Here is a 15,000-nt window from a genome sequence, read left to right as displayed (position 1 = left end):
TTTTTAAAATTTCCCATTCTTTTTGATTTTTTATGCATCCTGGGTCTGGAGCTAATACATCTTTAAAATAATTATATGCTCTAGCTCTGCAACCTCCACAAATGTTCTTAGATTCACAATTTCCACAATTTCCTTTTAATAATTCTTTATTTCTCAATTGTTTTAAAAGAGGATTTTCTCTCCACATTTCATCAAAATCATCATAGATTATGTTTCCTATCTTTACTTCTTCTTCATGTGGGAAAAATACACAAGGATATATATCTCCATTCGGTTCAATGTTTATGTAAAATCTTCCAGCTCCACATCCTCCTATGAATTCAGCGAGTTGGGCTATCATAGGATTTGTATATTCAGGATTATAAAAATGAGTTGGTATAACATTTTGTTCATTATTTGTTTCATTGTATAATTCATTTTTAAAGTTTAAATATTCATTATTATCTTCATATCTATTTTCACCATTATTTTCATAGTTATTTTCATAGCTATTTTTGTAATTATTTGTATTTGTATTAACTTCAAAACTTGTAAAATTACCATTTAATCTATTTTTTTTAGAGTTTATAGATTCAGCTATTGCTGCATATTGTGGTGCTGTTGATAGTATCTGCATTTTGTCTGTATTTTCTTGGTATGCTTTCATAAGTAGCTTTTCTCGTTTTTCTGGAGAAATATCTAAACTTGATATTTCACTTCCATTTCCTGTAGGTATGAAGTTGTATAACATAAACCAGTCTACTTTTAATTCTTTTAAAAAGTTTATCATATCAGGTATTTCTTCTATATTATGTTCTGTTACTGTGGTTGATACTTCTACAAAAATTCCAAGATCTACAAAGTTTTTAATTGCTTGCACTGCTCTTTCCCACGCACCATCGACTTTTCTAAATGAATCATGTGTTTTTGGGTTTATTCCATCTAGGCTGATTTGAACAAATTCTAATCCATTATCTACAAAGTTTTCAGCTTTTTGTTCATCTTTAAATATGTACCCATTGGTTGCAATTGCTGGAAACATTCCATTATCGTCTACTGTTTCTATAAATTCTATTATATGGGGGTGTATTGAAGGTTCTCCTCCAGAGAAAGCTATGGAGGTTACACCTGATTTTGCCATTGTGTCTATTCCATTAAGTACTTGAGTCCTTGAAAGTTCATCTTTAGCTTTTGTTGATGCACTTTCATAACAATGAACACACCTCATATTACATTTTTTGGTAATATTCCAAACTACTTGGAAAGGAGCTCCAGGAACAAATGGTTTGTTTATTTTAAAAATTGTTATGCCTTTTATCACACTAGCTAATCCTTTCACCCAGTATTCATCCTCCATTTTTTCTTTAAGTTCATCTGTAGACACATTAAAACTCACTGCCCCCTTTTCAATTATATATCCTACTATTTTTGAAAGTAGCTTACAACTTTTACAAACATCATCTTTTTTTTCAAGATAATAGTTAAGAGAACTTTCAAGTTTTGTTGTTTTGTCTTTTTCACAGTATCCTAAAGTTCTTTGAAGAAGTCGATTGGATACAGGATTTTCAGCTACTTTTTTAAATAAACCAATCATTTTTTCCATTTTGATTTCATCTTCATCATTTTCTGGTTCTGATTTCATAAAATCCCCCTCTTATTTTATGTTTATAATTTTTTTAGAAAATAAGAAATAATAAAAAAAAAGAATTTTAAGTAAAATTTTAAAAATATATTGAAAATGAGTAGTAGAAAAATAGTAAGTTATATAAAAATTTATTATAGTTATATTATTATTTCTAAAAACTGAAATTATAATATTAAATATAATATAATTTATAGTTCGAATAACTTCAAAATAGGGTTCAAATTAGTAGTGAATGAAAAATAAAAATTAATAATTAATTAGATGACTAGGAAGTACTTTAAACTATAATTTTATTATAACTTAGCATTTCTCTATCTAGTCAATTGATATTTATTAATACATTTTAATTTCCTCTATTTGATACTTCAATGTTTTAGTAATTTTATTTATATACTAGTGGCAATATTATTTTATCAATTATTTATCCAAATTTAATGTATTAACATTTGTTATCTTATTTATTTATAATTTACTATAATATGAAAATTGTTTTTAGTTAAACTATTTGTTATATTAGTATATAGTAACTATTTTATTCTATTTTTTTTAATTATTTTTAATATTCCTTTAATTTTAATTTAAAGCTGGGGGGGGGGTAGCTATTGTTTTTTTCTTTTTGCTGTGTTTATTCGTTCATATGGGTTTTTATTATCTTGTTTATTATTTTTTAGTTTTTAATTTTTTTATTCTTTTAATGACGTTTGTTTTGTTTTTTGTTTTTGGGTAGGAAGTTTTTTATAGTAGTTTTTTTATATTATATTATTGTAGCGTAGTGAGTGTTCTCATTGTGCTATGTATTTTTTATATATACTGATTGATTGGATCAGGAGGTGAAAAACGAAAATGTTTACAATAAATAAATTTTTTAAGCCAATTATTTTTGTTATGTGTGTTTTATTTATCTTTTTAGCTTTATCTAGTGTTAGTGCAGCTAGTTATGATTTTAATAATGCTAATACTACTGAACAGTTTCAAAGTGTTATTAATACTGATAATGATAATGATTTGGTGATTAGTTTTGATGATGGTGATTATTTTGATTGGGGTCAGCTTAATATTAGTCGTAATGCTACTATAGTTGGTAAAAACCGTGGTGGTGCTAAATTCACAACATCTAGTGTTGATACTTTGTTTAATATTAATGCTACTAATGTAAAGATTATTAATTTAACTATTAGTGGTTATACTACAGCTATAAAATCTAATTGTAGTGATTTGACTATTAGTGATAATAATATTACTACTTCTGGTGTTAGTATTAATTTAAGTAGTAGTGGTAGTGCTAATCCTATAACAGGTGTTGTTATTAAGGATAATATTATTAAATCCAGTATATCTGCTTATGATCTTGGTGCTGTTTCTTTATTCGGTAAATCTACTGATAAGACTGTTTTTGATGTTTTATTTAGTGGTAATAATATAACTAGTGGTTCTTCTGGTGTATACTTAAGTGGTAATAGCGTTAATAGTCCTGTTTCGTCTGCTAATTTGGTTTTTGAAAACAACAACATCACAGGAACATCAACCTATGTTGTTTATCTGCCTGTATCCGGTAGCAACAACGTCAATATAATCTTCGTCAATAACAACATCACAGGAGCAGACTATGGTGTTGCTCTGGATGCATACAGCAGCAACAACACTAATATAACCTTTGCCAATAATAACATCACAGGAACATACTATGGTGTTTATCTGTCTGCACAATCCATCAGCAACACTAATATTAATATAACTTTCGCCAACAACAATATCACAGGAACATCCACTAGTGGTGTTTTTCTGCTTGCACAAGGCGTCAACAACGCCAATATACTCTTTGCCAACAACAATATCACAGGATTACGTGGTGTTTTTATGATTTTATTCATCAACAACAACATCAATATAATCTTCGCCAACAACAATATCACAGGAGCATCCGGCAGTGGTGTTACTCTGGCTACAACCGGCAGCAACAACATTAATATAATCTTTGCCAACAACAATATCACAGGAGCATCCGACAGTGGTGTTACTCTGGATGCATACGGCAGCAATAACACTAATTTATCCTTTGCCAACAACAACATCACAGGAACATCCGGCCCTGGTGTTGCTCTGGATGCATACAGCAGCAACAACACCAATATAACCTTCGCTAACAACAATATTACTGGTGTTAGTTATGGTGTTTATGTTTTTTTGTTTAATAGTAATGTTAAGGGTGTTAATTTTTTGAATAATATTATTAATGCTACTAGTGGTGATGGTTTTTATTTCCGTAGTTATAGTGATAGTCTTGTTACTAATGTGACTGATTTTATTATTCGTGGTAATACTATTTTTGCTACTAATGCTGGTTTGAATTTTACTGGTTTAAGTGTTGGTTCATTTGTTAATGTTACTGTTGAGTATAATCGTATTTTGGCAAGTTTTGGTGTTAATATTACTGGTCATAATGATAATAGTAGTTTTGATCGTAATTGGTGGGGTGTTAATGATATTACTGGTAAAATTTTGGGTATTGATACTCTTAATCATTTTATTTTGAATATTACTAATACTTCTGGTTTGGATGGTGTTCATTTTGGTGATAATGTTAGTTTTATGTTGTTAGTTTTGAATACTACGCTTAGTAATGATGGTGTTGAATTTTTACCTGATTTTGTTGTTAATGGAACTTTTAATGGTGCTGATTTTAATAGTAGTCGTGTTGATGGTTTTGTTTATAATGCAACAGCTACAGCTGGTGTTCAAACTTTAGCTGCTACTTTAGATAATGTAGATGATACTGTAGCTTTTAATGCCCAATTAACTACTAATTCTAGTATAATTGTTAGTAATGATCCAGTGAGTATTGGCAATAATGTTACTATTTCTGGTCAGTTGGATAATTTTACTGGTATAGCTGGTGTTAATGTTACTGTTGATGGTAATCTTTATACAGATGTTTCTGTTAATGGTACTGGTGGTTGGAATTTTAATTACACAACTAACAAGACAGGTAATATAACAGTTATTGTTAGTTTTAGTGGTAATGAGAATTATACTGCTTTTAGTAATAGTACTAGTTTTGAAGTTGAAAGGAATAGTACTAATTCTAGTATTATTGTAGCTAGTGTTCAAATTGGTACTAATGCTAATATTACTGGTGAGCTTGAGGGTTATGTTGGTAATGGCTCTGACACTTTGACTGTTAGTGTTGATGGTAATGTTTATGATGATGTTATTATTAATTCTACTGGTGGTTGGAGTCTTAATTACACAACTAATCGTACTGGAACTATAACTGTTAGTGTTAATTATGCTGGTAATGAGAATTATACTGGTTTTACTAATAGTACTACTTTTGAAGTTGTTAAGAATAGCACTAATTCTAGTATAGTTGTTAATCCTGAAACTGTAAGTATTGGTGATAATGTTACTATTTCTGGTCAGTTGGATAATTTTACTGGTATATTTAGTGTTAATGTTACTGTTGATGGTAATCTTTACACAGATATTTCTGTTAATAGTACTGGTGGTTGGAATTTTAATTACACAACTAACAAAACAGGTAATATAACAGTAATTGTTAGTTTTAGTGGTAATGAGAATTATACTGCTTTTAGTAATAGTACTACTTTTGAAGTTGAAAGGAATAGTACTTATTCTAGTATTGATATTTCAGGTGATTTTAGAGTAGGGAAAACTACCGTTATAAGTGGTGTTCTTCTCGATGAGGAAGGTAATAAAATAGCTGATATTGAATTAGAAATCACTATTGATGGTAAAAAACATTTAGTGAAAACTAATTCCAATGGTTACTGGTATTTAACTTATAAACCTGAAAAAACTGGAAAAACTACAGTTGTACTTAATTTCAATGGTGATGCTAAATATTTAGGTTTCACTAACAGCACTAGTTTTGATGTTAAAAAAGGTGAAACTTTCACTAATGTTACTGTTAATGAGAATAAGGATGGTTCTGTTGATTTGATTGTTAAAGTAGTTGATGAAGATGGTGATACAATACCAGATTATAAAGTTGATGTTGAATTAGATGGTAAATACATAGGATCTGTGATAACAGATTCTGATGGAGTTGGAATATTCCATATACCAAATTCTAAACTTACCTCTGGTAAACATAAGATTACAGTTTCATCTGACAATGAAAATTACTTTAGTAATCTAACATTTGCTGAATTTGAAACCAAAAACAACAACACTAACAATACTAACAACACTAACAATACTAATAATACTAATAATACTAATGGTAATGGCAATAAAACAAGTGATAATCCAGTAGCAATAGCTACTATGAAAAAAACAGGAATACCAATAATACCTATTTTAGTGTTGATAAGTATGTTTTTGATTAGTTTAAGGAGAAAACAATAATTAAACATTTTTTTTTTTAGGAGGGCTTATTTATTTTTTTCCTCCATATTTATTTTTATTATTTATAGTTCTGTTTTTAATATTATTAGTTTTAATATTATTTTTGTTGTTATTATTACTATTATTATTTTCTTATTTTTTCTATTATTTTAGTTATTTTTATTACTATCTTTGTTATTTTTATTATTACTATTATTTTTTCTTATTTTTTTATTTATGAAATTTATAACTATGAAATTTATATATTAAAATTAAAATAAATAATATAAATTATTTAGTCTATTAGCTAGGAGGAATAATATGAGTTTTATAAGTGATTTATTCATTCAATGGGGCCCCCTTATAACAGCTGTAATTACTGCAATAATTGCATATATCACTTTAAAAGTAAGTCAATCTGCAAATCGCTCAGCTGATGATACTTATGAGTTAAATAAACAAGCACTTGAAATTTCAATTGATTCAAAAGAGCTTAATAATCAAACATTTATGATTATGAATGAAACTAAAAAGATAAATGAACAGACTTTGAAAATAATAGAAAATATTCTTGATTTGAATAAAGATGTTCTTGAACAAAAACAAGTTCAAGAACAGCAATCTGTAGTTTCTAGCTTAAAAAAATGTTTAAAGCTTTTAGAGGTTGAAAAAGAATCTATTAAACATAAAGATGAAGATATTAAAAATTTATCTGATTCTTCAAATAATAAACCAATTGGCTTTTTAAGGACTGATTTTTTAGATAATATTGAAGAAGAAACTAAAAAACATGATTTTCATATGATTAATGGAGCTATAACTTTATTAAAAGTTGAAATTAAGTCTTTAAATAATAAAATCAATAAACATGACTTTTTATTATCTATTAAAGATATTTCAAAAAATAAAGATAGCTTTTCAAAGGATAACAATACTTTAAAACAATTTAATGATGATGAGAATGAAATTTATGAATTATTCAATAAAATAAAAGATGATTTATTAGATTTAGAAGGATTAATATCTTCAGAACTAGAAAAAGTAGGAGAAAAGTCAGAAAATGGTAAAATGTAGAATAAGTAGAATAATTAGAACAATTAGAATAAGTAAAATAATTAGAACAAGTAGAATAAGTAGAATAAGTATTGGAAGTATTAAAAATAAAAAATATAAAAAATATAAAAAATATAAGAAGTATTAGAAGTATTAATTATATTAGATTTATTATATGATTAGGCTTATTAATTATATTATTTTTATTAGAAATTATATTATGTTTATTGGAATAGCAAATTAGTAAAATAATTAAAATATAACAATAGTTAAATTTATATAATATTATACTTATTAATTGATATAAGGTTTTTATAATATCTTTTTATAATACCTTTTTATAATATCTTTTTTATTATACCTTTTTTATAATATATTTTTTATAATGCCTTTTTGATAAAATAAAAATTCAAACAAACTCAAAACAATATATAACCAAATAATACATAATAAAAATTAAAATTCAATCAAATTAAAATAAATTTCATCAAATTTATTAAAATTTAATCAATTTAATGGTAATACAATGTCTTATAAAGTAGCTGTAGCAAGTACTGATGGTAAATTTGTAAATGAACATTTTGGAAGAGCAGAAAAATTCATGATCTATGAAATCCATGATGATGGAACTTATAAATTTTTAGAAACTCGAGACTCTAGTGCATCTTGTATTGGTGAAGGAAATAATCAAAATGCTAGAAGTAAGGTAATAGATTTAATTTCAGATGTTAAAGCGGTTCTTGTTGCTAATGTTGGTCCTGGTGCAATTGATGATTTAATAAATAACGACATAAAACCTTATGCAACTTCTTTTGATATTGATAGTGCTTTAAATGAATTAATAAAATTGGATAATAAGAGTTAATATAGATTCTTATTCTTTTTTTAGTTTTAATATTTTCAATGGATTAAACTTAATAGATTAAACTTTAATAGATTAAATTTATTTCAATGGATTAAATTTTAATAGATTAAACTTTAATAGATTAAATTTATTTCAATGGATTAAATTTTAATAGATTAAATTATATTAATAATTAGTTACAAATTAAAGTTTATGAAATACATAGCTTTTCTTAGAGGAATCAATGTTGGTAAAAATAATATTATTCCTATGAAGGATTTGAGAAACTTATTTTCAGTTATGGGGTTTAAAAATATTAAAACTTATCTTCGTAGTGGTAATGTAATTTTTGAAAGTAATGAAAAAGATATGAATAATATTAGTTCTAAAATTTCTGAAAATATCGAGAATTCTTCTGGTTTTTGGATTGATTGTATTTTAATGAGTCAAAAAGACTTTATTTTTTTAATTAATAATAATCCATTTTTTAGTAATAATTCTAACAATAATTCTAACAACAATCATAAAAATAATCATAAAAATAATTTTAATAATAATTCTAATAATAATGAAATGATTAATGAATTATATGTTACTATTTTTAAACATAAAATTAACAGAAATCTTGGTGAAGATTTAATTAAAGACTCTAAAAAGTTTAATTCTGATGATAAATTTTTAATATTTGAAAAAGAAATTTATCTAATTTGTAAAAATGGATATCATAAAACTAAATTTAATAATAATTATTTTGAGTCAAAATTGGACAATACAGCCACTACTAGAAGTTTTAAAACATTATTAAATATTAAAAATCTTTTGATTTAGAATTTAAACATAATATTATTACTATTATCAAGTTATAATTTATTTTAAGAGGGAATGATTAATGATATCAGTGTTAATATAATTAATAAATTTTAGCAGAATATTTAACTATTAATACATTGTGTAAATTTTTATATGGTACTTCTTTATATATTATTAATTACTATTATAATAATTACTAATTAGGCTTAAGATTATTTTATAATATTTGATAATTAGACTTAAAATTAATTTATTATAAAAAATAATTATGCTTAATATTATTTATGTTTAAGGTTATTCTTTCAATGATCTTAGTAGTATTATTAACAATATTACTAGTATTATTAGTATAATCATTTTATGAATAATATTACATTTAAAATATGTTTAATAAGGTTTTAATAAGAATAAGGTTTTAGTAAGAATAAGTTTTTAATAGGAATAATTAATAGAAACAAGGTTTTAATAAGAATTTATTTGATTTTAAAACATTGAATGTGGTTTTTATGAACATTACAAATAGAAAAGGGACGAATAAATGGGGACCTGCAATAGTTGCTTGTATGGCTATTTTTATTATAGTTTTAGATATGTCAGCTATGAATGTAGCTATAACAAATCTTGTAAAAGATTTAAATACTAGTTTAACAACTATTCAAGCAATAATAGCTTTATACGCATTAATAATAGCTTCTTTTATGCTTATTGGTAGTAAAATTCAGGATATAATTGGCAGGAAGAAGTCATTTATAATTGGAGTTTGTATATATGGTGTAGGAACTCTTACAGCTTCATTAAGTGCTAATGCAGGGATGTTGCTTGTAGGATGGGCAATACTTGAAGGAATTGGTGCCGCTTTAATGCTTCCAGCTACTACAACGATTATTGGGGTTAGTTACGAAGGCAAAGATAAACTCAAAGCATTTGGGATATGGGGTGGTATAGCTGCTATGGGATCAGCTGTAGGTCCTATATTTGGAGGTTTTTTCACTAATTTCCTCTCTTGGAGGATGATTTTTGGAAGTGAATTTTTAATTGTTATTATAATTCTATTCTATAGCTATTATATTAAAGATTCAGAATCTATTCTTAAATGGAAAGAATTTGATTATGGTGGAGCGGTTTTATCTGTAATTTCTCTTATTATCATTGTTATGGGATTATTACTCTTTAATGATCCTACTAAATGGAGTATTGTTCCTATTGTCTTGTTTATTGGTATTGCACTATTTGTTGCATTCTTGTACTGGGAAAGAAGAAGAATTAGGTCAAATAAAAATCCTTTATCTGATATTACTTTGCTAAAAAATAGAACTTTTTCTATAGGAATTGTAAATTCGGTTTTCCAACAGATTCCATTAGCTGGATATTTATTTATAATGCCTGTGTTTTTACAACAAGTAACTAATATAGATGCGTTCATGACAGGGGTTATTTTACTGCCTTCATCAATAGGCGTAATGGCTTTATCATTAATGGGAGTTAAAATATCTGAGTATATCCATCCTAAATATGTTGTGTGTTTAGGTTTTATTGTTGCTGCTTTAGGAACTTGGCTTTTAGGGGGAGAATTTTCAGCAACTATGAATCCATATAGTGTTATTCCAGCTACAATAATATTTGGTGCTGGTGTAGGAATGATTTTATCACAATTAACTAATTATGTTATGTCAGCTGTTGATAAAGATAAGGATTCAGATGCTGCAGGTTTACTTAACACATTTAAAAATTTAGGTTATTCTATTGGAACTGCTCTTATTGGTGTTTTACTTATTGTTGGTGTCATTGGAGGATTAACTATTTCTATTGAAGATTCTAGTTTAGGTACAAATTTAACAAAAGATGAGCTGCATAGTGAGCTTCTTACATATTTTGATAAGATGCAAACTGGTACTCCAGAAAAGATTCCTTCAGAATATCATGCAGATGCTTCAGCTATTGTTTCTGAAACTATAAGTATGTCTATGAGATTGATTTTCAATATATTGACGCTGGTATTCCTTGTTGGTGCAGCTATTAGTTATGTCATGCCGAAAGGAAGAATTTCTGAATCTTCAGTTCCTGTGGCATGATATTAGAATTAATTTTCCTTTATTTTCATTTGGAGAATTAATTTTTTATTAATTATTTTATTAATTCTTTATTCTATTTTTTTTATTATGCTTATTCTATTTTTTATTTTTTTATTATTTTTCATATTATCTTTATTTTAGCTTATATGGTTTATTTTTTTATTATTTTTCATATTATCTTTATTTTAGCTTATATGGTTTATTTTTATGTTATTTATATTATTTTTTTAGCCATTAATTATATTTTCACTTTTTATTAGGATTTTTAGGAAACCATCCTTTTTTCACTCTTTTTTCCTGTTCTATAATTTCGTGGATACTCCACAGTAGTGTGAATCCTAAAACTCCTATTAATGCAGAGAGTATTAAATTATTTACAAATAAAGATATTACTATTGATAATATTCCTCCAATTAGAAATATTGGCCAAATTTTTTTACCTATATAATATTCTCCTTTGATAACAATTGGATGAAATATTCCTATTATTATAAAGGCACTAAGTCCAATGATTATTCCTTCGAAATACATGATACTACTTTTTCTTTATTTATTTAAAAATTTTTTCATTTTCATAATATTTTTTACTTTTTTAAAGATTATTCATTTATTTGTATTGTTGTATGATTAATATAGAAAATTATAATACTTAAAAATACAGATAACTGTATAGAATGAATATTATTATGAAATTAAACAAAAAGAGTTTATTAATTAACAGATAGAATGAAAAGAAATTTTGAGATGCTGAATAAATATAAAATTTAATAAGTAAGAATAAAAATTGAGGATTAAAAAAATTATTAATCCTCTAAACTGTTTAAAATTTATTTTTTGCTGCGAATACTTAATCCAAAAGCACTGATTAATAATATTAATAAAGCTATTATTGGTATTCCTGTTTCTTTCATAGCTGCACTTGTTACAGCTGAAACGTTAGTAGTTTCGTTGCTATGTGGTCTTGGTTCTGGTGGTTCTGGTGGTGTTGGTGGTGTTGGTGGTGTTGGTGTTTGTTCAACTAGTGCAGTGACTGAAGCTGTTGATGTTTCGAAGTTATCTCCACTAGTTTCCAGGGAAATTGTGGATTCTCCTGCTGTAATGAATTTGCCAGTGAATGTCATTGTTGCTACTTCTCCAGGAGCTAAATCTCCAATAGACCAAATATTAGTGGTAGGATCAAAAGTTCCATGGGAAACAACAATACTACCTGGATCTAAAACAAAGTTAGAAGGGAAATTAACTCTAGTTGTAACATTGGTTACAGTATTATTTCCAGTATTGGTAGTGGTGATTGTACCTTTCACTGTTTCGTTAATTTGATACACATCTTTATCTAAAGTGATTTCACTATTAACTGTGTTATTAGAAACTATTAATAGTTGACCATTTCTTAGAATGATGTCAAATCCAGGATGAGCTGCGTAATCTCCAGTAACAGGAACAATACCATCTCCTTGATTAACAAAGTAATTAATATCTGCAACTCCTTCAATAGCTTCTGCATTACCTATAAATGTTCCATTTACAAAGAAGGATATATTTCCTCCTGTGACAAGGTTACCCATATCATCGGTTAAAGTAGCGTTTAAGATTACATAAGTGTTATTTTTAACGGTTACTGTGGAGTTGTTTAAGTATGTTAGGTTTAAGATACCCATAGATCCATTGTTGTAAATTTCATTACCCAAAGTGCTAGCAATATTACCTTCCATAATATTGCCAGAAACTAGCATTGTTTGATTATTAAAAATGCCTCCACCTATACTAGCTGTATTATTAACAAAATTAGAACTAATAATGCTTGCATTAATTCCATTATTATAGATTGCACCGCCATGATTAAAAGCATTATTACCTATAAAATTAGATTTATTAACGCCCCAATTAGCACCAGCGTTATAAATAGCACCACCAAAAGTATTTGAGGTGTTGTTTGTGAAGTTAGAGTTATTAACAGACGTATTGGTACCAGTATTGTAGATAGCACCACCATAGATAGTAGCTGTATTGTTTGTGAAGTTAGAATTATTAACAGACATATTGGCACCAGTATTGTAGATAGCACCACCATAATTAGTAGCTGTATTGTTAATGAAAGCACTGTTTATTATTGTGAAATTACCACCATTATTGTGGATAGCACCACCGTATAATGCAGCTGTGTTGTTTGTGAAAGTACAGTTTATTAACATATAATTATTAATATCATTGTAGATAACTCCACCGCCACCAGTAGTTGCTGTATTGTTTGTGAAATTACTACTTATTATTGTCAAACCAGTACTGTTTGAATAGGCAGGCTGACCGAAAATAACACCACCCCATGTGGCTGTGTTATCAATGAATGTACTATTTATTATTGTGAAATTATAACTTGAATACATGATAGCACCACCATATTGTCCAGCTGTGTTGTTAGTGAATATGCAGTTTATGAATGTTGTGTTTTCACAATATCCATTAAAGATAGCACCACCACCATGTGCAGAGTTATTAGTGAAATTACTATTTATTATTGTGAAGTTATGACCCTGATTGTGGATAGCACCACCAGAATGACTAAGATTACCACATACATTGTTTGTGAAAGTACAATTTGTTATTGTTAAACCATTACCTATATTATCGATAGCACCACCATATTGTCCAGCTGTGTTGTTAATGAATATGCAGTTAATTAATGTTATGGTTCCTTCATTATTGAATATTGATCCACCATCAGCTGATATATTCCCATTTAAAAACGTTATATTAATAAATGTTACATTGCTATTTCCAGTTATGGAAAAATGTCTTCCAAGTTTTTGTGCATCTATTATGACACTATCTTTTGATCCATTTCCTTGAACTGTTAGGTTTTTATTGCTAAAAATAATATTGTTATTTCTGTCTGTGGCTTTATCATATGTTCCAGGATTAAGTGTAATTGTATTATCAGCATCACTCCCTCCAGCAACAGTACTTACGGCACTATTAACTCCTCCTGCATCGCCAGGATTGAGTGTAACATTTACTGCATTTACTGAAGATATTGTGATTAAAATAAATGCTAGTATCGAAGTTACTATTATTATTTTGTAGGTTAAATTATTTTTTGAGATATTTTTATTCAAATTTTTCACCCCCTTTCTAATTTCTCATATTTATTTTCACATAATATACTATTATGCAATTTATACATATATTGTTTATAGTATTTAAATATACAAACTTTTTAATATTATTCTTCATAATATTTAATATAACTGTATTTATAATAAGATATTTTTTGATAAAAATTTATACATATATTGTTTATAGTATTTAAATATACAAACTTTTTAATATTATTCTTCATAATATTTAATATAACTGTATTTATAATAAGATATTTTTTGATAAATAATAAAAAAATTAATAGAATAAGTATAAAAACAAAAAACAAAACTTGAAAAAATTAACTCAAAAATTAAAAATTATTTGTTTTTTAATTTTATTTTTAGGGTGCTAGATTTTTTTCTAGAATTGAGGGCTTCATTAGCCTTATTTTCATTATTTTTATGTTGGATTATTTTTTGTTTTTAAAAGTACATTTTTTATGAGTTTTATTTTATTTTTTAGGGTCTTTTAAATCGATAAATATAAATATTGGTATTAACAAAGTTTTATTGATGATAAAAATGAAAATACCAATTATTTATGATGAAAAAGACCCTAAATGGATATTGTTGTTGAATATATTTAAAATTATCGATTCTAGGAAAATTCATCAGGAATTCACTCGAAATGGAATTAAACCTGTTAAAAAAGGTGTTGTTAATTTTAAAATAGTTTTAATGAGTATGTTTTTCGCATCAGATATTTCATACGTTGTTAGTGAGCTTAAAAGAAGCCATGAGTTGAGAAAGTCTTTAGGATTTAATCAAGTTCCAGAATCAAATCAAATATATGAATTTTTGGCAAGATTTAATCAAAAGAAAATACTTGAATTCGTGATTAAAACATTAAATAAGGAATTTAAACCAATTAAAAGAGGAAAACGCACAGTTTTAATTGATGGAACCGATATACAGGTTGATATGAACTGGAACAAGCAAAATTACACTAAAAAATTTCTCGAGAAAAAAGGGCTTTATTGGGCCAAATCAGCTTCAAAAGGGTTTTATATAGGATTTAAATTAACTTTAGCACTTGATTATCACACTGGACAAACCATTTGACCCATGTTAAATACATAAAAGGATCTAAGCATGACTCCGAATTATTCCCTG

Annotated in this window: 9 protein-coding genes (1 of these 9 only partly in view); 6 read left to right on the top strand and 3 right to left on the bottom strand. The window is 26.6% G+C overall.

The features are described 5' to 3' along the window. Positions 1 to 1,621 carry the 5' portion of a radical SAM/SPASM domain-containing protein gene (locus MBBAR_RS07930; RefSeq protein WP_080460757.1) on the bottom strand. The gene continues 77 nt to the left of window position 1, outside the view, so 1,621 of the gene's 1,698 nt are visible here — the first part of the coding sequence; the start codon lies at positions 1,619 to 1,621; its stop codon lies beyond the left edge, outside the window. 846 nt (positions 1,622 to 2,467) lie between these two features. Here MBBAR_RS07930 and MBBAR_RS10330 point away from each other — a divergent pair. The 5 genes from MBBAR_RS10330 to MBBAR_RS07905 all read left to right on the top strand — a co-directional run bounded on the left by MBBAR_RS10330 (position 2,468) and on the right by MBBAR_RS07905 (position 10,750). Beyond that, positions 2,468 to 5,992: a beta strand repeat-containing protein gene (locus tag MBBAR_RS10330; protein ID WP_080460756.1), complete on the top strand. Its 3,525-nt coding sequence runs from the start codon at positions 2,468 to 2,470 to the stop codon at positions 5,990 to 5,992. A gap of 300 nt (positions 5,993 to 6,292) precedes the next feature. Continuing rightward, positions 6,293 to 7,045, top strand: coding sequence for a hypothetical protein (locus MBBAR_RS07920; RefSeq protein ID WP_080460755.1), 753 nt, complete (start codon positions 6,293 to 6,295; stop codon positions 7,043 to 7,045). Positions 7,046 to 7,550: 505 nt separating this feature from the next. After that, positions 7,551 to 7,889 carry a NifB/NifX family molybdenum-iron cluster-binding protein gene (locus MBBAR_RS07915; RefSeq protein WP_080460754.1) on the top strand — a complete coding sequence of 113 codons (339 nt, stop codon included), beginning with the start codon at positions 7,551 to 7,553 and terminating at the stop codon, positions 7,887 to 7,889. 192 nt (positions 7,890 to 8,081) lie between these two features. Continuing rightward, positions 8,082 to 8,696, top strand: a complete 615-nt coding sequence (locus tag MBBAR_RS07910) for a DUF1697 domain-containing protein (protein WP_080460753.1) — start codon at positions 8,082 to 8,084, stop codon at positions 8,694 to 8,696. A 488-nt stretch (positions 8,697 to 9,184) separates the two neighbouring features. Then, positions 9,185 to 10,750, top strand: coding sequence for an MFS transporter (locus tag MBBAR_RS07905; RefSeq protein WP_080460752.1), 1,566 nt, complete (start codon positions 9,185 to 9,187; stop codon positions 10,748 to 10,750). Positions 10,751 to 10,996: 246 nt separating this feature from the next. Here the strand turns inward: MBBAR_RS07905 and MBBAR_RS07900 are convergent, their stop codons facing one another. Together MBBAR_RS07900 and MBBAR_RS07895 are read right to left on the bottom strand one after the other, a co-directional pair. Continuing rightward, positions 10,997 to 11,281, bottom strand: coding sequence for a DUF4491 family protein (locus MBBAR_RS07900; RefSeq protein ID WP_080460751.1), 285 nt, complete (start codon positions 11,279 to 11,281; stop codon positions 10,997 to 10,999). A 296-nt stretch (positions 11,282 to 11,577) separates the two neighbouring features. Continuing rightward, positions 11,578 to 13,863, bottom strand: coding sequence for a beta strand repeat-containing protein (locus tag MBBAR_RS07895; RefSeq protein ID WP_080460750.1), 2,286 nt, complete (start codon positions 13,861 to 13,863; stop codon positions 11,578 to 11,580). Positions 13,864 to 14,409: 546 nt separating this feature from the next. On the opposite strand from MBBAR_RS07895, the gene MBBAR_RS07890 reads away from it, so the two are divergent. Then, positions 14,410 to 14,949: a hypothetical protein gene (locus MBBAR_RS07890; protein WP_080460749.1), complete on the top strand. Its 540-nt coding sequence runs from the start codon at positions 14,410 to 14,412 to the stop codon at positions 14,947 to 14,949. Positions 14,950 to 15,000: the final 51 nt, after the last annotated feature.

It is taken from the genome of Methanobrevibacter arboriphilus JCM 13429 = DSM 1125, from assembly GCF_002072215.1.
In the GTDB taxonomy this organism is placed as follows: domain Archaea; phylum Methanobacteriota; class Methanobacteria; order Methanobacteriales; family Methanobacteriaceae; genus Methanobinarius; species Methanobinarius arboriphilicus.
This window is presented reverse-complemented; position numbering and strand designations above follow the sequence as displayed.